20 protein-coding genes are annotated in these 22,598 nt (G+C 56.7%); 11 read left to right on the top strand and 9 right to left on the bottom strand.

Annotation, left to right across the window (positions count from 1 at the left end; all coding sequences use genetic code 11):
- Positions 1–46: 46 nt before the first annotated feature.
- Positions 47–1,705 carry a HAMP domain-containing protein gene (locus tag IT585_03430; protein MCC6962280.1) on the bottom strand — a complete coding sequence of 553 codons (1,659 nt, stop codon included), beginning with the start codon at positions 1,703–1,705 and terminating at the stop codon, positions 47–49.
- The gene (locus IT585_03425; protein ID MCC6962279.1) at positions 1,705–2,640 is read right to left on the bottom strand and encodes a hypothetical protein; all 936 of its coding nucleotides are present in this window, start codon (positions 2,638–2,640) and stop codon (positions 1,705–1,707) included. Before IT585_03425 ends, IT585_03430 begins: the two co-directional genes overlap by 1 nt.
- A gap of 652 nt (positions 2,641–3,292) precedes the next feature.
- On the opposite strand from IT585_03425, the gene IT585_03420 reads away from it, so the two are divergent.
- The 10 genes from IT585_03420 (at position 3,293) to IT585_03375 (ending at position 16,526) form a co-directional block, all read left to right on the top strand.
- Positions 3,293–5,956 carry a TonB-dependent receptor gene (locus tag IT585_03420; protein MCC6962278.1) on the top strand — a complete coding sequence of 888 codons (2,664 nt, stop codon included), beginning with the start codon at positions 3,293–3,295 and terminating at the stop codon, positions 5,954–5,956.
- Positions 5,957–5,982: 26 nt separating this feature from the next.
- Complete coding sequence (locus IT585_03415) at positions 5,983–8,640, top strand: T9SS type A sorting domain-containing protein (protein MCC6962277.1); 2,658 nt, start codon at positions 5,983–5,985, stop codon at positions 8,638–8,640.
- A gap of 21 nt (positions 8,641–8,661) precedes the next feature.
- Positions 8,662–9,669, top strand: a complete 1,008-nt coding sequence (locus tag IT585_03410) for a PorV/PorQ family protein (protein ID MCC6962276.1) — start codon at positions 8,662–8,664, stop codon at positions 9,667–9,669.
- 185 nt (positions 9,670–9,854) lie between these two features.
- Positions 9,855–11,381: a redoxin family protein gene (locus tag IT585_03405; GenBank protein ID MCC6962275.1), complete on the top strand. Its 1,527-nt coding sequence runs from the start codon at positions 9,855–9,857 to the stop codon at positions 11,379–11,381.
- A gap of 121 nt (positions 11,382–11,502) precedes the next feature.
- Entirely contained in the window at positions 11,503–12,228 is a 726-nt protein-coding gene (lptB, locus tag IT585_03400; protein ID MCC6962274.1) for an LPS export ABC transporter ATP-binding protein, read from the top strand.
- Between the two features lie 72 nt (positions 12,229–12,300).
- On the top strand, positions 12,301–13,689 hold the full coding sequence (gene rpoN, locus IT585_03395) for an RNA polymerase factor sigma-54 (protein ID MCC6962273.1): 1,389 nt from the start codon (positions 12,301–12,303) through the stop codon (positions 13,687–13,689).
- A gap of 159 nt (positions 13,690–13,848) precedes the next feature.
- Positions 13,849–14,802 (top strand): class II fructose-bisphosphatase, encoded by a 954-nt coding sequence (glpX, locus tag IT585_03390; GenBank protein ID MCC6962272.1) that lies wholly within the window; start codon positions 13,849–13,851, stop codon positions 14,800–14,802.
- Between the two features lie 48 nt (positions 14,803–14,850).
- On the top strand, positions 14,851–15,207 hold the full coding sequence (raiA, locus tag IT585_03385; protein MCC6962271.1) for a ribosome-associated translation inhibitor RaiA: 357 nt from the start codon (positions 14,851–14,853) through the stop codon (positions 15,205–15,207).
- A gap of 85 nt (positions 15,208–15,292) precedes the next feature.
- Positions 15,293–16,261, top strand: a complete 969-nt coding sequence (gene hprK / locus IT585_03380; GenBank protein ID MCC6962270.1) for an HPr(Ser) kinase/phosphatase — start codon at positions 15,293–15,295, stop codon at positions 16,259–16,261.
- Positions 16,262–16,304: 43 nt separating this feature from the next.
- On the top strand, positions 16,305–16,526 hold the full coding sequence (locus IT585_03375) for a zinc-ribbon domain-containing protein (GenBank protein MCC6962269.1): 222 nt from the start codon (positions 16,305–16,307) through the stop codon (positions 16,524–16,526).
- Here IT585_03375 and IT585_03370 read toward each other — a convergent pair.
- The 7 genes from IT585_03370 to IT585_03340 all read right to left on the bottom strand — a co-directional run bounded on the left by IT585_03370 (position 16,508) and on the right by IT585_03340 (position 21,196).
- Positions 16,508–17,329: a CPBP family intramembrane metalloprotease gene (locus IT585_03370; protein ID MCC6962268.1), complete on the bottom strand. Its 822-nt coding sequence runs from the start codon at positions 17,327–17,329 to the stop codon at positions 16,508–16,510. The genes IT585_03375 and IT585_03370 overlap by 19 nt on opposite strands.
- Before the next feature lie 86 nt (positions 17,330–17,415).
- The gene (locus tag IT585_03365) at positions 17,416–17,799 is read right to left on the bottom strand and encodes a hypothetical protein (GenBank protein MCC6962267.1); all 384 of its coding nucleotides are present in this window, start codon (positions 17,797–17,799) and stop codon (positions 17,416–17,418) included.
- Between the two features lie 77 nt (positions 17,800–17,876).
- The gene (locus IT585_03360; GenBank protein ID MCC6962266.1) at positions 17,877–18,542 is read right to left on the bottom strand and encodes a class I SAM-dependent methyltransferase; all 666 of its coding nucleotides are present in this window, start codon (positions 18,540–18,542) and stop codon (positions 17,877–17,879) included.
- A 28-nt stretch (positions 18,543–18,570) separates the two neighbouring features.
- Entirely contained in the window at positions 18,571–18,966 is a 396-nt protein-coding gene (locus IT585_03355) for a nuclear transport factor 2 family protein (GenBank protein ID MCC6962265.1), read from the bottom strand.
- Positions 18,967–19,109: 143 nt separating this feature from the next.
- A complete protein-coding gene (locus IT585_03350) occupies positions 19,110–19,370 on the bottom strand; it encodes a hypothetical protein (GenBank protein ID MCC6962264.1) in 261 nt (86 codons plus the stop codon).
- 170 nt (positions 19,371–19,540) lie between these two features.
- Positions 19,541–20,143 (bottom strand): DUF1579 family protein, encoded by a 603-nt coding sequence (locus IT585_03345; protein ID MCC6962263.1) that lies wholly within the window; start codon positions 20,141–20,143, stop codon positions 19,541–19,543.
- A 444-nt stretch (positions 20,144–20,587) separates the two neighbouring features.
- A complete protein-coding gene (locus tag IT585_03340) occupies positions 20,588–21,196 on the bottom strand; it encodes a hypothetical protein (GenBank protein MCC6962262.1) in 609 nt (202 codons plus the stop codon).
- Between the two features lie 371 nt (positions 21,197–21,567).
- On the opposite strand from IT585_03340, the gene IT585_03335 reads away from it, so the two are divergent.
- Positions 21,568–21,936 carry a cytoplasmic protein gene (locus IT585_03335; GenBank protein ID MCC6962261.1) on the top strand — a complete coding sequence of 123 codons (369 nt, stop codon included), beginning with the start codon at positions 21,568–21,570 and terminating at the stop codon, positions 21,934–21,936.
- Positions 21,937–22,598 lie beyond the last annotated feature (662 nt).

The following is a 22,598-nucleotide window of genomic DNA, read 5'->3' as shown; positions in this document are numbered from 1 at the left end:
AACGACTAATATCTTCTTTGGGTCGGGCATCCTGCACCTTGATACTTTAGGTATTCTGAATTATGGGCACGCGAGCCTTCTCTTTAACAATCGGTAAAACGACGGTAAAAGTTGAGCCGACGCCGACCTGGGAATCGAGTTTTATGTCGCCGCCGTGGTCACGGACGATACCGTAAGACACCGACAACCCCAGTCCGGTACCTTCTCCGACTTTCTTGGTCGTAAAGAACGGCTCGAAAATCTTGGCGCGGTTCTCCTCGGGAATACCGATGCCGCTGTCTGTAAACAACACTTCGATGGCGCCGCCGAATTCGCCGACCGGTGGATTGTGTCGCGTGCGGACCACCAAATCGCCGCCCTGCGGCATCGACTGCATGCTGTTGATGAGAATATTCGTAAACACCTGTTGCAGCAGATTGACATTGCCGAGCACGTTCGGCAGGTTCGGCTCCAGTTCGACCGTCAGGTGGATATCCTTCATCCCCAGTTGATGCTGCGTGAAGACAAACGTCTCTTCCAGCGCCGCGTTGACGTCGACCAGATCAAACTCCGCTTTATCGGAGGAACGACTGAACTTCAGCAAGTTCTTGACGATCATCTTGCAGCGCCGCGCCTGGAGTTCGATATCAGCCAGGTAACGTTGGAAGTTGGCATAGTCGCGTTCGTCGAGCTTGCCGCTTTGCAGCTTCTCCAGCGCAAATTGCGCGTAGCCGAGGATACCGCCGAGTGGGTTATTGAGCTCGTGAGCAACTCCGGCGGCTAATTGGCCGACTGCGGCCATCTTTTCCGACTGAATGACCTGCTTCTGTACTTCTTCCAGCTTCTGCGTCCGTTCGCGAACCTTTTGCTCCAATGTCTGGTTATGCATCTCCAGTTCATTTTGAGTGCGCTGGAGCGAATCGCACATCGTGTTGAAGGCCTCGGCCAAGCGCTCCAGCTCAGCATCGGCTTGCATCTTGACGCGCTGCGACAGATTACCCGAGGCAATTGTTTCGGTCGCCTCGACCAGCGTATTGATCGGGCTGGCGATCATCTTCACCAGCGTCACTGACAGCAAGATCCCGAGCATGACCAGCAACAAGGTCGAGTACACGATCATTTGTCGTGTTTCGCTGATCTTGGAGACAGTCTGGCTGGTGCTGATGCCGATCCGCACGAAGCCGATCACTTCTCCCTGGTTGGTCAAGGCGGCGGTGCTCGCCTGACCGAGTTCCTCGCGGGAGACGTCGTTCTTGTGCGAGCGCACCTGAGCGACGATTTCGATGTAGTCAAAGGCGTCGGACAGGGAGTGATCGTGCGCGGCCACGATGGCATCGGTCGCTGTAAACATCTTCTCCATGTGCTCGGCCGCGTCGCCGATGCGTACCGCCCCGTCTTTGACCTCCGGTTGATGACCTTCATGCAAGACTCGCCCGTCGGCAGTATAGATCTGCGCGAACAAGATCTCCGGTTCGGTCAGGATGCCGTTGACCAGGCCTTCCAGCTCCGTCTCGATTTCGAGCATCACGCCAAACTCGGCATTATGCGCCATGTTCCGCGCCAGCGACATGCCCCGCGAACGCAGCCCATCCAGCGCCGACTCGGAAAACTCATCGAGCAAGAACATCGACAACATCAGCGAGTTGATCAGAAGCAACGCACTGACGCCGATAATCAAACGCCACTTCAGGCCGACCCGATTATGGATGCGTTCCAACAACGACATCAGTAGGTCTCCTTGGCGACGCTGATCAATTCCTGCGACAGGTTGACATTGAGCAGCTTTCCGGACTTAAGATTCAGATAGAGATAGACCACGTCCGGAGTCGTCGGCTTGACGCTCGCCAATTCGCGCCCGGACAACAACTGCAAGGCCAGTTCACCGGCCTGGCGGCCAATAAACTTGTAGTCGGCCTCGAGACAGAACAGAGCGCCGTTCTCCACGAAATTCTGATTGAAGCCCATGATCGGTACGCCGCAGCGCAGCGTTTCCAGCAAGGTGTGCCGGATGAACTGCGGTGACGACAGCAATTCATCGGCGACCGTCCAGATGCCGTCAACGGAATGACAGAGACTGTCGACCGCGGTCGGAAGCTCCTTGCTCGTGGCAATGGCAATATCCACCAATTGCAGACCCAGTGCTGCAGCCGCGCGTCGCGCTTCCGCGACCAACCGCGCCGTGCTCTTGGTATAGATCACGCCAATACGTTTGAGTCCCGGCAGGATTTCGGCAAAACGCTGAATCTGCTGGTCGACCGGAATGTCCAGGGCGGCGCCGGTGACATGTGACCCCGGCTTGTCCCAGGATGTAATGAAGCCGGATTCAATTGGGTTGAGCACTTTGGCGAAGACGATCGGCAAACTCGGGAAACTGCGGTCGGCGAATGCGGTGGCGGTCGTGCCGACGGTGACCAGCAATTCCGGTTTGTAGTCGTTAATCACAGCGACCTGCGCCTGGTCCTGGGTCTTGAGATAGTGGATGATCAGACTGCAAGGAGGATTGCAGCCGCGCAGCGACCATTCCAGTCCGGCAATGGTGCGCATTGTGTGCTTGCTGGAATCGGCGTACAACACTGCCACGCGGCGCGCGGCAAAGCTCTGCGCGGAACCGAGCAGTAGCAGGAGGGCCAAGGCGAGAACGGAGAGGCGACTCTGACTCACAAACGCGTGCCCCCGTCAATCCCGTTCCGGCGAAGTGGTCTCCGACACTGTCTGCATTCACCCGATGCAGTCGGCACGAACATTCCCTCCCAAAGGTGATGCGGGTGTTGAACAGCCTTTGCCGCTGCGGCGTCAGACTGCGAGGTCGGCCTTGGAATAGTCGTTGCCTCAGAGGCGGATAGCCACACGACTGCTGCTCAAGTGTTTTTATCGGAAGCTGGAGTACCGCCTTTATGCGGATTCCGCGTTTTGTCGGTGCATTTGCTTCACTGCGAAACACCAATCGCAGAAATTTCTTGCGGTCGATGAGAATCAGCGCCTGCAGTTGTTCAGCTTGGAACAAGTAGCCGTACCACGAGCGTCGTGCTCTGCGCGCCAATTTCGAAGACCGGATTAGCGGGACTTTTTTGGCGAATTTCTCGTGGCACCACCTTGATTTTCGCGGCTGCCGGCGTTAAAAAAGCTCCCTGACTTCCGATACAAGCTCTTGAGATCACCGAAATCCGACTCATCGGTCGCAAGTCGTCTAAGCGAATTTCAACCCCGTCGTTTCCGCCCGATGAGGGTCGGATGGCACTCGGTGCGAAACATTGTCGATCGCTGAAGCGCGATGCTGCAGCGGGTTGTTCACCGTCAAACAACCGGAGGTAGCTTGAGAAGCAATAGAGTTTTCGCAGGCGCGATCCTGGCAGCGTTGATCGTTGCCGGCTTTGCTGGTCTAACAATGGCCAAAACCACGGGAAAAATCTCCGGCACGGTTGTCTCGGCCGAAACCGGCGAGCCGCTCGCCGGCGCAACGGTGACCATCGTCGGCGAACCGATTGTGACGGCAACGGATCTTGACGGTGAATTCTACATCCTGAACCTCCCGGTCGCCACTTATGACGTCGCCGTGCAGCTCATCGGCTATCAGACCGAAATCCGGGCTGGGCTCAAGGTCTTGCTCGATTTGACCACCCCCGTCACGATTGCACTGATGCCGGCAACTGTGGAACTCGACACGGCCGTCACGGTGGTGGCGGAACGACCGCTGATCCAGCGCGACCTCACGGCTTCGGTGCGCACCATTACCAAAGAAGAAATCGACCTGCAACCGAACAGCCGCAACATCCAGCAGGTCATCTTGCGCATGAACGGCACGGTGTCCGACAATGACGGCGGACTCCATGTGCGTGGCGGCCGCTACGGAGAGGTCACCTACTACTTTGACGGCATGCCGGTGCAGGATCAGTTCTCCGGCGGCCTCGGCACCCGGGTCAATCCCGACGCGCTCGAAACGGTCAGCCTGACTTCGGGTGGCTATTCGGCCGAGTACGGTGAAGCGCTCTCGGGTGTCGTCAACCTGTTGACGCAGGAAGGCTCGGATCGATACGTTGGCAAACTGAAACTCGCCGATGGCATGAGTAGTCCCTACAATGTTCACACCGGTGGATTCGACCGCACCCGGCGTACCGACAACTACTACGGCGTATTCAACCTCGCCGGTCCGATCCCGACCCTTAACTCCGAACGGGCCAACTTCTTCAATTCGCTCGAATACGCGCACAATGGCGGGTATCTCCCACACAACCGCGCCGAGAGCTGGACCTTGACCTCCAAACTGGCCCTGCGTCCGCTGCAGAATCTCAAGGTGACGCTGTACTCCAACCTCTATGATCGTGAACAGCAACGCTACGAGCACCGCGACGTCAACGGCTACTCCTACGATTTTGCTTTGCAGAATTCCGGCCTGATCAAGAATCGCGCGGCGCGCATCGGCAGCAACGCCACTCTGCAGTTGTCTGCCAATACCATGGTGTCGTTTAAGCTGGGCTATTTCAAGACCCGTACCAAACTCGCGCCGGATCACCTGTTTGACGTCTACTGGGATCAGTGGCCGGGTTACTCCGTGGATGGCAACGGTCTTTATAACGGCACCATTCAGGAGAACTACTCAACCGATTCGGCCTACTATTATACTGGGTATGTCAACGACACGCTCTTCTATCCTTACTACCTCAATCGCGAGTCATCGTACAAGTCGGTCGGCTTCGACCTGCTCTCGCAGGTCTCCAAGTACCATCAGGTGACGCTCGGTGGCGAATACCGCCAGAACCGTCTCGTCTGGGACAACAAGCAGTTCTTCAACGCTCGCCCGTACGGCGAGAAATACGATGTCGGCCCCAGCTACGCCGCGGCCTATTTGCAGGACAAGATTGAGCTTGGCTACATGATCATCAACGCCGGTCTCCGACTCGACTACCTCAATGCCGAGGTCGACTACTGGGACGATCCTGCAACCAAAACCACCCGCTTGCGCTCCAAGAGCAAAACGCACCTCTCGCCGCGTCTCGGCTTCTCGCATCCGGTCTCCGAGAACACACTCTTCCATCTCAACTACGGCTACTACTATCAAGTGCCGCAGTATCCGTACATGTTTACCAATCTTCAAGCGGACCTGACAACTGGCTACCCCATTGTCGGCAACCCAAATATGGAGCCGGAGCGCACGATTTCTTATGAGCTCGGTCTGACGCAGCGCGTCGCCGATAATGTTCGCTTGAATGTCACCACCTTCTTCAAGGATGTGGCGAATCTGGTATCAAGCAAATTCGTGACTACCGCTTCTGGCGGGTTCACTCAATACTACAATGGGGACTATGGCTCTGTTAAGGGTCTGGACTTCGCGTTGACTCGCGTTGGCAACTCCAACCTCACCGGCTCAATCAACTACTCGTACATGATCGCGCAGGGCAACTCGTCCGATGCCAACGAATTCTACTATGACTACTTCACCCGCGGCGACGATGCCCCGGTTATCCCGGTGCAGGAGTTCCCGCTGGCCTTCGACCAGCGCCACACGCTTAACGTCAACGTCGATTTCCGGGTGCCGCGCCATCAGAAACTTAAGGTATTCGGGCTGGCCGTACCGTCCGCGTGGGGAGCCAATGCATTCTTTACCTATGGCAGCGGCATGCCGTATACCCGCACGGATGAGAGCGGAATGCGCCTGGGCGGACTCAATGAGGGGCGGATGCCGGCAAACTACCGCGTCGACCTCCGTTTCGACAAGGACTTCTTCCCCTTCCAGGCTGTCGACTCCAAGCTGCGGCTTTTTGTCGAAGTCAACAATCTCTTTGACCGTCGCAACGTCGTCAACGTCTACTCGCGAACTGGCTTGGCCGATATCGACGGCTACAACTACGAACTGACCTCCGATCCGCCCGGACCGGCCACTGCTGACGATGTCAACGCCTTGCGGCGCCTGCTGGCCAACGATCCGCAAAATTACGATGCGCCGCGCTCGATTCAGTGGGGGTTGGAATGGATCTTCTAATGTTAAGGAACCACGGAGGTTATCGCATGAGCAGAAACTTCCTCCTCCTGCCGATACTCGTGACCCTCGGTCTTTGGAGCGCCCTGGCCGGAAACCTGCTGGCAGCCGCGGCTGGTACGCAAGTGCCGCCCCCTGAGATCCAGGATATGATCACTCACGACAAAGGAAACATTCGGACGACGGTCTCCAATTGGGGAACGATCGGCGGCCTGAGTCATATCGGTTACCCCTCTGGTGAATGGCCCAAGGGATCCGGCCATGACTATTTGGCTGAGATCAAATACTGGATGGGGGCGTCAATCGCCGGGGACACATTGCTGGCAAACACCGATGATGACTTTGCGCCGATTCGCGATCTCCAAACCGACCTCGACTATCGCATTCGGCTCTCAACGGACCCTGAGCGTTACGAATACGATCCTAACGATACGGTTGGCCTCGGACTTGATCATCCGGCCTACGGCTGGCGCAGTTTCGATCCGCAAACCGGCCAGTGGGTCTACAATCAGGTCTGGGATCCGCAGACGCAAAGCTACTTGCCGGGCGGCCCGTCGTCGCTGCAGGAGAGCATCTATCGCTTTAATGATGCCGGGCTGGGATCCTCGTTGCTGGGGCTGGAGCTGGTGCAGACCATTTACCAATGGAACTACAGTTACAACGAAGACTTTATGTTCGTTGTCCTCGATATCACTAACAAGAGCGACAACGACTACACCGATTTTGCCTTCGGGCTCTACTGCGACTTCGATATCGGCGGCCCCGACGGCACCGGTGAGAACGGACGTCTTGGTGACCTTGTTGCATCGGACACCTCGCTGAATCTGGCATGGACCTACGACGCTGACGGTTACGACCCCGGCTGGGGACCGAGCGTCGTGACCGGCCTGATGGGTACCCGTTATATCGAGACTCCCGACGGTATCGGCATGACTGCCTTCCGCACCGGCGAATGGGAACGCATCGCGAACACCGACGATCGAGAAAAATACGCCTACATCTCCGAGAAGGTCTACGAAGCGTCACTGCCGCCGACCGACCAGTACTATGTGCAGGCGACCTCCGGGATCAATCTCGAAGCCGGCAAGACGATTCGGATCGGCTTCGCCCTGATCGCCGGTTACGACGAAGACGACTTCCGCGATAAGGCCAAGATTGCCCAGACGATCTACTCCAATCGGTTTGTCGGCCCCGCGCCGCCCAAGCCGCCGGTCCTGAGCGCCTACCCGACGGCGCAGTCGGTGCGCCTCTCCTGGGACCGAAGCGCAATTGAGTCGATCGATCCGCTGCTCGGCGTGCCCGACTTCGCCGGCTACAAAATCTATCGATCGACCGACAAGGGGATAACTTGGGGACGACTGGCGCGCAATCCCGATGGCAGTCTGGGTCCCGACTACGTGCCGCTGGCGATGTGGCGCGTCGAGGATCCGTCCGAACCAATCCCGCACAGCTATGTGGACACCAGTCTGACTAATGGCTTCGAGTACTGGTACTCAATTGTCGCCTTCGACAAGGGTGACACTGCCTCCGGCGTCGGGCCGCTGCAAACAGCCTATGGCGTTCCCGGAGGCGACGTTAACGCCGCTGCGGTCGTGCCGCGATCGAATCCCGCTGGATACGTGCCAATCGAACAGACGTTGCGTCACGAGTACAGCGGCACCGGCTCGCCGTCTGATGGTGAAGTGGTGCCAGTGCTTTTTGATGATCAGCAGTTCACCGGCCAAGATTACCTGGTCGGCTTTGACGAATCACCGTACGCCACCACCTGGTTCGTCATCAATCACACGACCGGCGACACCCTGATTCGTGACCAGATCGATCAAACCGGCGACATCGCGCAAGCTCCAATCGTCGACGGCGTACGGCTGTTGGTCGTGAACGGCGAGCGCGAACCATCGCATTTTCGCCAGGTTTCCTTTGCGACCGGTTCCGACACCACGCTGAAACTTGGTTTCTCCTACGGTGCGATGGGAAGTGTCTTCGGTTTCCCGCTCGGCGGCGACATTCACTTCCGCTCGACCTATCAATTGCGCTTCACACCTGGTGGCTCGGTCGGATACTCATTCTATGATGACGTCACGCCGATTCAACTTCCCTTCGAGGTCTGGAATACCACGACCAACGAGCAGGTGCTCGCGGAGATCTATCATCTTGATTCCGGGAATCCCGGCTGGGATCCGCGCCTTCGCGATTACATTTCGATTGTCAATATTCATTATGACGGTGACCCGCATCCGGAAGCCTTTCCCTATTACCACGGCTGGTTCTTCCGGCTCGACACCGCCAGCTACAACTATCACGTCGGCGACATCTTTGAAGTCGGCGGCGCACCGCTGAACGGGGCCGGTGATCGCTTCGTTTACAGTATTCCCGGCATTGATAAGCAGGCGGCTACACAGGCTCTGGATCGCATCCGCGTCGTGCCCAATCCCTACATCGCGCGCGCGGCTTGGGAAAGCGTCGAGGGCGAACGTCGCATGGAATTCGTGAACCTTCCCGATCGGGCAACCATCAGCATTTACACGCTCGCCGGCGACCTGGTGCAGACACTCGAGCATTCCGGCTCGGGCACCTGCGTCTGGAACATGCTTACAGTCAATGGCCAGGGCATCGCGCCCGGACTCTACTTCTACCACGTCAATTCCGATGTCGGCGAGAAGGTGGGCAAGTTCGCGGTGGTCAAATAGGCATCGGCAGAGGAGATCACAATGCGTCAAACTATCACAACCGCGCTGCTGCTCTCAATGCTGACGGCCGCGGCCACGCTGCACGCCGAGGACTTCTCGAAGGTCGGCACGGCCGGCGCGCAGTTTTTGAAAATCGGCATGGGCGCGCGCTACACGGGCATGGCAGAAGCCTCCGTCGCGATGGCTTGCGACGGCTACGCTCTCTACTGGAATCCGGCGGGGCTGGGCGCGCTGAGTCATTCGTATCTCGAATTCTCCAACATCAATTATGTCGCCGGCGTGAATCTCAATTATGTCTCGTTGGCCAAACCGCTCGCGTTCGGGAGCGTGGGCGTGTCCGTCACTGCCCTGACCTCCGGCGACATGGAGATCACCACCGTCGATCAACCCGACGGTACCGGCCGGATGTTCTCGGCTTCGAGCTATGCGATCACGCTCGGTTATGCGCGTCAGTGGACTGAATTCTTCTCGTTCGGCCTCTCCACCAAGTACATCACCGAACGCGTTTCCGAGGAGCGCGCCTCCGGCGTCGCCTTCGACTTTGGGACCTTGCTCTACCCCGGCTATCGTAATTTGCGCATCGGCATGAACATTTCGAATCTCGGACCGGAAATGAAGATGTCGGGGTCGGAACTGAACTTCAATTACAATCCCCAGGAAGGCAATGACAGTTATGCCGATGCCAAGGGCGTGCTGGATGTTGATTCCTACGACCTGCCGCTGATCTTCCGCATCGGCGCTGCCTACGATCTGCAATACTCGCCGAATACACGCGTGACGTTCGCCGTGGAAGCGCGCGATCCGTCCGACAACCGTCAACAAGGATCGGTCGGAACGGAGGTGGCCTTTCATGAAATGTTCTTCCTGCGCGGCGGCTGGAAGGTGAACTATGAAGAAGAAGGCCTCACCTTTGGCGGTGGCTGCGATCTTAAAGTCTGGGAATCGACCAATTTGGCAGTGAACTATGCTTTCGCCGATTTCGGCCGCCTGGAATCAGTGCACCGATTCTCGCTGGGCTTGCGTTTCTAAATCCTCACGATTCTTGAGCATTTCCGGGCGCATCCCACGATGCGCCCGTTTCGTTTTCCTTCCACAACAGAGTCGTATTGCCCCAAGAATCGGTGCCGGCTCGAAACTTTTGTCGTTCCCCGGCGTTGCATTTCATATACATTGCATCTACTGAGATGAGTTCACCTAACTATATCGGAGGACTGATGAGAATTGCCTTTGCTTCCCTACTACTCGCCGCATTGATGCTGGGCGCCTGTTCCAAAGTACCGGGGGATCCGACTGCAGCCGTGTACCAGGAGCCGGCTGAGGTAAAGGCCGTAAATGACTCGCTTGAAGCCCTTGCTGTCGCCAAACAGGGAAACATCACCTTCGAGGATTTTCAGGCGGTCTTTGAGCACTTCCTAACTAAGTATCCCAATTCCACTTTGTTGCATCGCGACTACCAGAGCGCTTTTGACGGCTACGAGAAGACGCCAGAGAAACTGGCGTACTACAAGAACCTGTACGATACGAACCCGACGTCCGCCATGGCTGCCTATCTTTATGGCCGCTGTCTTGGCGGCATGGAGACGATCACCTACTTCCAAAAAGCGGTCGACCTTGATCCCAAGTATTACTGGGGACACTTCGGCCTGGCTTCGTCCTATCTCAACAGCAATCCGCCCGACACGGCCAAAGCGATCGAGCACTATCAGCAGGCACTGGAGATCGACAACTCGTATCCCTCCGGATTTGCGCAGTTGGCGCAGCTCTACATGAATCGCAAGAATTATGCGGAGGCGCTCAAGTATGCCAAGGCCTACGGCGTCACACTACCCGATGATTATCGGCCGGTATCCGCCCAGGCGGAAATTCTGAAGGCGATGAACGACGTCCAGGGCGCCGAATCGGCCCTCGTGACATTTGCGCAGAGCCACGACAAGGAGGAACGCGTTCGCCGCGATTTGGTCGACCTCTATCGCACCTCTGCCCGCTATCCCGAAGCCCTCAAGTATCAGCATGCCATTGTCGCCATGACCAGAAGACCGGCTGATGCGCTGGTGGATTTGGCGAAGATCTATGCCCTTAACAACCAACCGGACTCCGCGCTGCTCTATCTGAACTCCGCCGCCGATCAGGGCTATGGCGACTATCGCCGCCTCGAACGTAATGAGGCGCTTGCTTCGGTGCGGCAACTGCCCGGTTTTCCGGAGTTGATAGGACGACTCAAGGTCGCATCCGATAACCAGCGCCAGGCTCGTCTCGCCGGCGTGCTTGCCAACGCCGACTCCATCCGCACCTTGGCCGTCAACGATCAGATGAACGTTCCGGCTCCCGCTTGGGAGTTCACGAATCTCGAGGGCAAAGTCGTTTCACTCGCCAGCCTGCGCGGGAAGGTCGTCGTTGTCGACTTCTGGGCGACCTGGTGCGGCCCCTGCCGCATGACAATGCCGCTGCTGCAAGAGTTTGTCGAACGTAAGCCGGCCGACGTGGAATTCGTCTCCATGAACGTCTGGGAAGACGACACATCTAAGGTTCGGCCTTACCTGGCTGACTTCGGCTACACCTTCAATGTCCTTTTCGGCAACAATCAGGTCGCCGCCAATTACGAGGTATCAGGAATTCCAACGCTGGTCGTGATCGACAAGGATGGTGTGATCCGCTATAAGCACGTCGGCTATGATCCGGCTGCCGATCAGGTACTGATCTGGCAGACCGAGGAGCTCGCCAAGAAGCAGGCGACCACCTAGCTTCCAGTTCTTAATCGACCTTTCGACGAGCGGTAGATCTTTTCTGCCGCTCGTCTTGTTTTGGGGCAGCGGACGCAAATTCATTGGCCTCCGATTTATCAACTCGTTAGTATACTCTGTGATGGCAAAGTTGCATTGCACCGAGCTTGTTAAGACCTATCGTAAACGGCGCGTAGTTGATGCCGTGTCGATCGAGGTCAATCAGGGCGAAGTCGTCGGGCTGCTCGGCCCGAACGGAGCAGGCAAGACGACGACGTTCTACATGGTGATCGGATTCATCCGCCCACTGGCAGGGAGGGTGCTGCTGGATGAGAAGACAATCTCGGGTATGCCGATGTACAGACGTGCCCGGCTGGGTATTGGCTACTTGCCTCAGGAACCATCCATCTTCCGTAAACTGACTGTCTGGCAAAATGTTATGGCAGTTGCCGAGACCCTGGGCATGAAGAAAGCAGAGCGAATTGATCGGGTAAGACAGATTCTGGAAGAGCTTGACGTGATGAGGCTCGCAAAGTCACGTGGCTATCAACTCTCTGGGGGGGAACGACGCCGTGTCGAGATTGCCCGAGCGCTCGTTTTGCAACCGAAATTTCTTCTCTTGGATGAACCATTTGCCGGGATCGACCCTATTGCGGTCGAAGACATTCAGCGTATAATCAATGCACTGAGGTCCAAAGGCCTTGGGATCCTCATTACTGATCACAACGTTCGAGAGACGTTACAGACCATTGATCGAGCCTATATTATGTGTGACGGTCGGATCCTGAAATCCGGGACTGCTGAATTCCTGGCTTCCGACCCGGAGGCCCGAAAGATCTACCTCGGCGAGAAGTTCCGGTTAAACTGACCGTATAAATGACCGATAATAGAATAGAAAGTCGTCAGGATCAGTTAAGGCATTACCAGACAATAAGATAATATGCGCCTTGAATTAACTCAACGTCTCCAGCAGAAGCTCGCCCCACAACTGATTCAGTCTCTGAAGATGCTGCAGATGCCGATCTTGAAGCTGGAACAGCTTCTGCGGCATGAACTTGCCGTAAATCCGCTTCTTGAGGAAGTTGAGAGCCAGGAACAGGAACAGGAATTAGACATCCTGGCCGACAAGAAAGACGACTCACGGGAAGAGGAAAAGATCGATTGGGAAGATTATCTCCGCGACAACGAAGACTACAACGCCCGAGAATTCAAAGGCGGAGACAACGAAGAGATGCCGGAGTTTAACGTTGCCGGCGAACAGTCGCTGTATGAGCACTTACTCGAGCAGCTGGCCTTTCTCAAGCTCCCCACCGAAGACTTCGAAATCGGCGAGATCATCATTGGCAATATTGACGAATCAGGATACTTGACGACTACAATTGAAGAGATCGCGGAAACACTGAAGATCGATCCGGAGCGTGTCGAGCGAATTCTGGTCAAGATACATCGCTTCGATCCTTCCGGCGTTGGCGCGCGTGACCTCAAGGAGTCATTGCTGCTGCAGTTGCGCGACCGTCACTGCGACAACAATCTGGTTTACCGAATCGTTGAAGAACACCTTGAAACGCTCGATAAGAAGAGCTTTCAGCAACTGGCCAAGTCGATGGGCGTGTCGCTCGAGCGGGTGCAGGAGGCGATGGAAGTCATCAAGAGCCTGTCGCCCCGTCCCGCCTACGGCCGTTTCGCACGCGCGGCGGCGGCGGTAATCCCCGATCTGATCGTGGAGAAGATTGGCGAAGAGTGGGTGATCTCGCACAACGACCGCAATGTGCCACAATTGCGAGTGAACGCCGGCTATCGCGAGTTGCTCAAGCGGGGCAATAACACGCCGCAGGAGACCAAGAAATACGTGCGCGAGAAGCTGGAGCAAGCGCGCTGGCTGCTCAACGCGATCAATCAGCGGCGCAACACGATGATCCGCGTCATGACCGCAATCGTGCAGGAACAGCTCGATTTCTTCGAAAATGGGATCGAACACCTTAAGCCACTGACGATGGAAGACATCGCCAACATCGTCAACATGAATGTGGCCACGATCTCGCGCGTGTCGTCCGACAAATATGTCCAGACGCCCCACGGCGTCTTCGAAATCAAGTTCTTCTTCAACTCCGGCGTCAAAACGCAGGACGGCGAAGAAGTCGCCAAACGGACTGTGAAGCAGCAGATTGAGGAGATCATTGCCAAGGAAGATCCAGGTAAACCGCTCTCGGATCAGGAGATCTTCGAAATCCTCAATCAACGTGATATCCGAATCGCCCGCCGGACGGTGACCAAGTATCGCGAAGAGATGAAGATTCTGCCGGCGCGATTCCGCCGCCGCGCTGTCTAATCTCTGCAGGTCAGGACAGCACACCGGGGCGATTCTCGTAGACTAACTCAGGCAGATCACGGTGGCAGTGGGATCAATGTGAGAACTCGGCATTACTTTCCTGATAAATTTTCTGCACTTTCGAAGCGTTTAACATCTTGCTATCATCACGATTGATTCATGGACAGGAATATGGCATTGGAGATGGTGCGCGTAACGGAAGCCGCAGCACTTTCCTGTGCGCATTGGATGGGACGTGGCGACACCGACGCTGCCGATCACGCTGCCGTCGAGTCGATGCGCGAGCGCTTCAATGAGTTGGACTTCGCCGGCAGGGTAGTGATCGGTGAGGGGGAGCGTGACGAGGCCCCGATGCTCTTCATCGGCGAGCAGGTGGGTCGCGGCACCGGTCCGGCAGTCGATTTGGCGCTTGATCCGCTCGAATGCACAAATTCGGTCGCGTTCGGACGCCCCAATGCCATGTCGGTGGTTGCACTCGGCCCGAAAGGCTCCTTCCTGCATGCGCCCGACACTTACATGGAAAAGCTCGCGGTCGGCCATCAGGCTCGTGAGGCGATCGACCTGTCCAAGTCGATCGAGACGAATTTGGGACAGATTCATGAAGCGCTGCAATTGAAGCTCGAAGAATTGACCGTGGCAATTCTGGAACGACCGCGCCACGACGATTTAGTTCGACGAATTCGGAAACTTGGGGCCCGGATCAGGCTTATACCGGATGGAGATGTTTCCGCCGCCATTGCCACGTCCATGCCCGACACTGGCGTGGACGTATTGGTGGGAATCGGCGGTGCGCCCGAAGGCGTATTGGCCGCAGCGGCTCTACGCTGTCTGGGCGGGGCAATACAAGGCAGACTGAAGTTTCGAAATCCGGAGGAGCGCCAGCGCGCAGTGCGAATGGGTGTCCAAGACCCGGACCGCATCTATCGTGCTGAAGAGCTGGCCACCGGCGAAGAATTGATGTTTTCAGCAACCGGCGTGACCGATGGCGAACTGCTGGACGGCGTGCGTTTCAGCCGCAACGGCGCGAGCACGCATTCAGTGGTCATGCGTTTGAAGACGCGCACGGTTCGCTTTATCAAGACACACCATCATTACCACGGCGGTCCCGAGTAAAGACCACCGCTGGGCGAAATTCCTTTTTCTGGAAGGAGAGGAGCCGTTATGAAGATCAAAGTCACCGGACGGCGTTACGAGGTGGAGGAAAGGACCAAGGATCGGGCGATCTCAGAGATTGAGAAGCTCAACAAGTTCTTTGACAACATCGTCTCGGCCAGTCTCGTCCTGTCTCAGGACGGATTTCGGTGCGAAGGCGAATTGACGATGACGGTGTCGAAATCCAAGCTGGTGTCGAAGGCCTCGACTGAAGATATGTTTGCGACCATTGAGATGGTGACCGACAAGATGGCCGCGCAGTTGAAAAAGCACAAGGGCAAAATGAAAGAACGCGACCAGAAGGGCTTGTCCGAGCGCAAAGCCAAGGTCAAGTTGACGACCAAAGTTGACGAGGTTGACTATTAGGCTTGCATGAGCGCCTCAACCCGTTAGATTACCCGCGGCCGGCTGAAGTCGACCGCGGTTTGTTTTTCTCAAGGACTTAGAGGCTATGTCCGCTTTAACTGTTGATGCCCTCATCAAGGATCGCAAGGAGATCCTTGATCTAACACTCTTGGCGGGCGCCGACGGCGTCGCGCGGCCGATCCAAACCAATGAAATCTTCCGGCCCGGTCTGGCGCTGACCGGCTACACCGACCGCTACGCCTTCAAGCGCGTTCAGGTGTTCGGCGAGACCGAGCTGGCATACTTGTTCTCCCTCACCGGCCCACAATGTCGTGAGTCGATCAGCCGGCTGGTGGCTTTCCCGATCCCGATGATGGTGGTCACCAAGGGTATCGCGCCGCCGAAGGAAATGCTCGAGGTCGCCGACGCCGCCAAGATTCCGCTCTGTTCCACGCGTTTGACTACCACCGACTTCATTGGTCGCTTGGGGCTGATCCTCGACAACGTCTTTGCGCCGTCGATCACCAAACACGGAACGCTGGTGGACGTCTACGGCGTCGGTCTGCTCTACACCGGCAAGTCCGGGATCGGCAAGTCGGAGTGCGCCCTCGATCTGGTTGAACGCGGGCACCGTCTGGTCGCTGACGACATGGTCAAGATTACCCGCAAAACGCAGACTACGATCATCGGTCAGAGCAACGAGCTGCTGGGGCACCACATGGAAGTGCGCGGCATCGGCGTCATCGATATCGAGAAGCTTTTTGGCATTCGCGCGATCCGCTTGCAGAAGCGCGTCGAAGTTGAAGTGCGCCTCACCTACTGGGAGGGCGGTAGCGCCTATGAGCGTCTCGGCCTGGAGGAGCGCTACACCACGGTCCTCGGCGTCGAAATCCCGGTTGTGACGATCCCGATCTCGCCGGGGAAGAACATCACGGTGATTTCCGAAGTCATCGCGATGAATCACATGCTCAAGGTGTACGGCGAGAACGCGGCGGAGGCGCTGTCAAAACGGCTCTCCGAGCGCATCCAGCGCCAGCAGAAGACGATGGACTACCTCGAGTCTGATTACGAATAACTTTCGATAACCCGCTCACTGGAAACGGGCAACGGATTCGGACATGACAGATGTCGTGAAAATCCTTATCTGCGTCGACTGCGGCGAGGAGTTTGTCTTCACCGCGTCGGCACAGCAGTACTTCGCTGACAGGGGAATTACGGGCAAACCCAAACGCTGCCGCAATTGCTATCGACGCCGCGACGACGGCGGCCTAACCGTCTGGGAGCCGAAGATCCTTCCCGTATCACCACGTCACGATTCGGATCAGAACTCATTCTGCTGACGAGAACTCATGTCGCTCGTAATGCGTTGACAAACTGCCTGTCTCATCGATCTGACCGCGATGATGGCGAGAGCGAGCATGGCGGCCGTCACCGGCAGCGGCAACGTCGAGGCCATGTCTTGCGCCGATTCCGGCCAGAGCATTCCCGCCGTAAACGCGAGGGCATTGATGAGAGCATGTGCTATGATGCTGATCCAGAGGCTACGTGCCAACAAAGTGATATAGCCCAGAATCAATCCGATCAAGAACACACCCGGGATCATCCGTGGATCAAGATGCATGATGGCAAAGAGGAACGTAGTCAGAATCAAGCCCCGGACGGCCCCCAAGTTGCGGGTTAAGACGGTCTGCAGGAAACCGCGAAAAGCGATCTCTTCGGCGATGCCGGCCATAATCGCCGCACAAGCAATTCGCAGTAAGTAGTCACCCCACGACTTGGGGACCATCAGTTCGACCAGTGCTTCCGTCGAAGCGGCGGAACGGGGAACAACTTGATGGAGATAACCGGTCAGGTCATTCGCCACCAACCCGACGGAAAGTGCCGCAATCAGCGCCCAGATCCAAAAACGCCCCGGCACGTCAGGCGGCTTTCCTACTACCTCGCGAATCTTCAGCCCAAACGGCTTCATCACCGCCATCGCAATCACCAGGATCGCAGCTTCCGCCAGCAGGCTGGCAAGATTGATGCCGGCGGTCAGATAGCCGATGACGGAGATGACGGTCGTGGCGACCAGGAGGAGAACAAAGACGCCGATGGCCGCTCCCACACCGGGCGGACGCTCTGCTTGCGTTGTCTCGGTCATTGGTTCTTCAAGGGATCGCAGAATGCGAGTCAGAAGTCAATGAGAGAATCTGGGCTGTGTAACTTCAGGAGGCCCTTACCGGCGAGCTACCGCCCCAACCACTGCCGCGCCAGATCATGATTGCGGAAGACCTGCACCTCCGTGCGGCTGGATGGATCGGATTCGCGATATGCCTGGTACATTCTCGCCAAACCAAACGCCATGTCGGAGTTCGCGACAAGGGCAAGTTTGCGCGAACGGCTGGCCCAATCCATTGAAGAAGCCAACTGCGCCAACTCGCGCACGTCGCTCACCGACTTATAGTCGAAAGTCTGGACTTCCGTGAGATCGAAGATTTCGTCGTAGCCGAAAATCTTGGCTCCCGACCAAATGTTGCGCTGGTATGAGGCGATCTCGGACCCAATCAAATGCCCACTCGCCTTCGCAATCACCAGTTTGAGATCGTCCAGAATCTCATAGTCGACAGGCACGGCGTCTCCTTTCCAGCCGATTCATATCGATCATGAAGCTGTTCGCGTACTTCATAATAACGCATTTTATGGGGTAATCAAGGAGTATTGTTGGCGGTATCCACTTGACACGCCGCCAGCCAATAATACTCCAGCTCGATGACCTGCGGTGTCGATGCAACCCCCGCGATCGTCGCTCGCAGCTCTGCACCGGTAGGGAAGTTCTTGAGCACCCGATGACGCGATCCATCGGTCAGAATGCGATCCTGGTAGGAGTTTCCACGTTCATCCGTGAAGACAATCGGCGTCGAACTTCCAGCCACGAATCGATTGTCCAGCATCACGATCAGTGCGTTGGCAGACAACGACTTACAGATGATTGCCAGGAATTTCTCCAGCCGCTCGCGAGGTATATGCGACCACCAGAATGCCGCCAGCAGAGCGTCGAATTCCCCTTCGATCTTGTCCATCTCCCAGGCGTCGGCGATCAGGAAGTGCGGCACGATGCGATACGACTTGGAGCAGGCAATCTCGAGCACTTCAGGGTTGATGTCGGTTGCCGTGATGGCGCGGGCACTTTGTGCGGCAAACTGCGTCCAGTAGCCGGTTCCGCAGGCGATCTCGAGTACACGTCGGTCTGCTAGCAGCTCAGTGACTTTCGCTTCCAATGTCCGCAGATCGCTCTGTCGCTCCGGCTTGGCGTAGATCCGCTCGTACTCACCGGCGCGGCGGGCATAGTAGTCTTTCAACGAATCGGACGACATTGGCTCAGGACCGATCGTTCAGCCTTCCTCAAAACATCCCGTTCTCATTCGGCGATTGGGGCGGTGCCGCCATGCCGATATCCCACGCCTCCACCGCCAAGTTGCCGGCGAAGCAGAAGATGTGCACGACCGTCATCTCCGGCGCTTGCGGCTGCTTGAATCTCAGCCGCGAGTGCACCATCACGATATCGCCCTCTTCGACCACATGCTGGACCTCAAGCATCTTGCCGGGGTTGACCCTCTCGTTCTCCTCCATCGCCGTCATCAGTGAGTGACGATCACCCTTGAAGTAGGGATTGTGATGGATGAAATCGGGGCTGATGTACTTGTCGTAAGCTTCGTGAATCTTGCCGGCGACAACCATCTGGAGAAAACCGACGGCCGCGGCTTTGCGCGGTGTGTTTGTGAAATTGTTTGTAGACATAGTGAATCGAATATAGGGAACGGGGCACATTCGCGAAAGTGCTAATCGCGCAGTCGGGAATCCCTTCCCGACTGATGCAGAGGCCGTCAGGAACGGATTCCTGACGGCACGGGGAGAACTGATCTCTCACGGTCCCGCAGGTCTTACACTTTCTTGTAATCTTCGTAGAGGCAATCGCAGGTCAACGCCTGGTCGCCGCACCTCGGGCAGCGCTCAACATCACAGCCGGGAAGGTGGTATTGTCCCTTCACGACTCCGCAGTCGTGACATTTCTGGACATCGGCGCCCCAGTCGTCTTCCTCGCTACCGTAACGAATGCGCGGGTAGAGTTTGTCAGCGATTTTGTAATGGACGCGGAGCTGGGCCTTCCGGACCTCCTCCTCCCATTGCTTGTTCCAACTCATCTTTGACTCCTTTTGTTAGTCGCGTTGAACGACTGCGACGTTTGGGACGCCGACAAATGAGTCAATCGTAGCAGGGGATGTCAATCATCTTTAGCGCGCAGTCCATAAGAAAGGCCGTCAGGGAAAGATTCCTGACGGCGCGTGGGAGTTCGGCTTGACTGACTTGCGGACTACTTCACGCGCGCGTAGGTGATCTCGAAGACCTTGTAATCATCTCCGGCGTGCAGATCGAAGACCTCGAAGACGTATTGATCAGGGTTCTTGATCGTCGTGACCGACTTGATCATGCGGCCAGTGACTTTCAGTGAAGGCTCATCCAACTCGCCGTAGTAGGTGAACTTGCCAGAGGGATCGCGCTGGCCGGTCAGGGTGAGCAGGTTGGTCTGGATGTTGGAAATCCAGCAGGTAGCGTACATGTTGCGCCAGGCATCGAAGCCGGTGAAGCCCATGCCCTGGTACGGCATGCCCATCATCGTGCCGTTATGTTCCTCCATCAGGAAATGGTTGCCGACCACCCACTTGATTTCGGACGTGCCGGGAGATTCCATCGGTGTCGAGCCGGGACCGGCGGGCCACATTTTGGTGGTGGTATTCCACTTGCCGACGAAGTATTCCAGGTGCTTGTGGTTCTCGCCGGGCATCATGTATTTCATGCTTTCCTGCATGGCGGCCATCTGCTCGGGTGTCATCTCTTGGTCTTGGGACATGGCGGTTCCTCCGAATGCCAGCAGCAGCGCGCACGCCGACAACAGGACAAGTTTGGCTGATTTCATAGTCTCCTCTGAGAACTGTCTTGACGCGCGGCCGATTCGACTGGCGACGCGCCGGTCAATTAGATGTTTAGTACGCACAATTATCGATTAGAGTTGTCCAATTTATGAGAAGCGTGGGAGCGTGTCAAGGGGGAGGAATCTATGTCCACGGCGCGGCCGAAGATCTCTTGCCCAGCGGAGGTTACACCGTCAGAAATGGATTCGTGACAGCGTTGTGATTCTAAGGTCACAGATTGTGACCTTAAGAGACGGCAGCAAGCAGAGGAGACAAGAACCGTTGCAGCACTCAACGAAGTTCCCACCCTTCGGGTGGGCCACACAAACGGCGGAACTGCGAGTTGTTGTACCTCACCGGAAGGGTGGGATGCACGTGGCTTGCTGGGTAGATAGGTTCGGGTAGCGCCCGCGAGGGAGATGGGTTACCGGCTCTGACCGGCTTGGTGGCTATTTCAGCTCATGTTTTTCGTAACGGTAGAGGAAATGGATTGCCGCGAGGCGAGTCAATACAAACAATAGAAACAGCAGCGCTATGATGACAGGCGCCGGCTCAATCACAGCGCCGGAATTGAGGTAGCTCGCGAAGGCAACGAGCGCGATCAGATTGACGATTGCGCCGACCCCGAAGAACCCGGCCAGGACGATCACGGCGGAGTTCAGCGCTGCGTGGCTCCCTGCAATCTTTCGGCGATAGAGGATCAACACCATTATGAAAAGCGCTGATCGCACGATACCGATGATTGCACCGGACAAACGACCTGTCTGGAAGCCAAACCAAGTTTGGGCGACCGGAAGGCGCAGGAGGAAAGCCAGGATCACAACTGCGATCAGAATCTGCAACGTAATCGCCAAACCGCGATTGGATTGTTCCGCCCGGTAGAAGGCTACCAGGAACGAAATCATGATCACCGCGACCAGCACGCCGAGCGATCGCGTGATTGCGAGCACCACGGGATCCTCAAAGAGCGCCGGAGAAAACACATGAGCGAGTTTGAACACTATCTCGTACGCCAGCGCAATCATCAATGCTCTGGTGAGGATTCTCGGGATTTGCATCGGTGATACTCCTCGATGAGAGCTATTTAACGCGGACAACATAGTCTATGACGCGGGATGATGCTAATTGTTTCGCTATTTGCGCTGCCGAAGCGGGTCTGGCTGTGCGGGATCGATATCAACAGCAGGCGGTGGAGACACCAATGATTGCAGCAATCGACAGATTTCCCACCCTGTGGGTGGGGTACAGAAGCGGCGGTGTTGAGAGTTGTTGTACTTCACCAGAACGGTGGGGTGTTCTAGCCTGCTGCGAAGTTGGTTGCGGGTAGTGCGGGTGGAGGTGGGTTACCGGTGGCCGCTCATTTTCTCGCTGGACATTTCTATTACCATCAATAGTTTCTCCTCGAAACCCTATTGCCAGGCAGGCAGCAATGAACGATCCAAAGAACGATATCTCCAAAGTCGACTCTTGGCCGGACGGCCTCGACGCTCTCACCGCCGCGCCGGGGCATCACAAGGTTGTCCTGGAAAACGAGCGCGTCCGCGTACTTGAAACGATCATCCCTCCCGGCGACACAGTTCCGCTGCACACTCATCGATGGCCCAGCGTGCTCTATGTCCAGAGCTTCAGCGACTTCATCCGCTACGACCACGTTGGGAGAGTGCTCGTTGATTCACGGTCGCTTGCTTCGCGACCGGACCGCGGCGCCGTGCTCTGGTCATCCCCACTCGAGCCGCACACACTGCAAAATGTCGGTGATGCCGACCTGCGGGTCCTCGCCGTCGAGATCAAAGACTGACCTGCGGATGGCGGCATGTCGGGAGCGCCGGGCGCCTGACTTGTGGAACTGCGAGACGACCTCAGATAAAGGTGGGAACGGAAACTCAGCGCAGCACCAAACGAAATGATTCGGTATTTGTCGAGCGTCTGGTAAGCCCGGACGGCGCGAATCGACAGTGGCGATTTAGAAGCGATTGGGAGCCCATGGCCCGCAGATAGATCGATTCCAAGACCGCGATGCGCGGTGGACAAAGTCGTATCCGCGAGAAAACGAATACCGAGTTCGTGGACGCTGCCGCAGCCACCGAAGCCAATTCAGCAATCGGTGGAGACACCAGCCATTGCAATAATGAGTGAATCTCCCACCCTGCGGGTGGGGTGCAGTAGCTGCGGTATTGCGAATTGTTGTACCCCACCGAAACGGTGGGACGCAAGTGGCCCGCTGCGAAGATAGGTTCAGGTACCGCGCGCGTCGTAGATGGGTTGCCGGTTCCCAGAGTTACCCACCAAGTCGTCATGGTTCGAAGCCCGCAGAACAAAACGGCGGACCGTTACCGATCCGCCGTCTATCATCAAACCTCTTCGGCTTAGTACATGTCGCCGTAGCCGCCGCCCGGAGGCATCGGCGGCGCGCCGGCTTTTTCTTTTTCCGGCTTGTCGCAGATGATCGCTTCGGTGGTC

It is taken from the genome of Candidatus Zixiibacteriota bacterium (genome assembly GCA_020853795.1).
Taxonomy (GTDB): domain Bacteria; phylum Zixibacteria; class MSB-5A5; order CAIYYT01; family CAIYYT01; genus JADJGC01.
The sequence above is the reverse complement of the archived record's forward strand: the minus strand, read 5'-3'. Positions and strand labels throughout refer to the sequence as shown.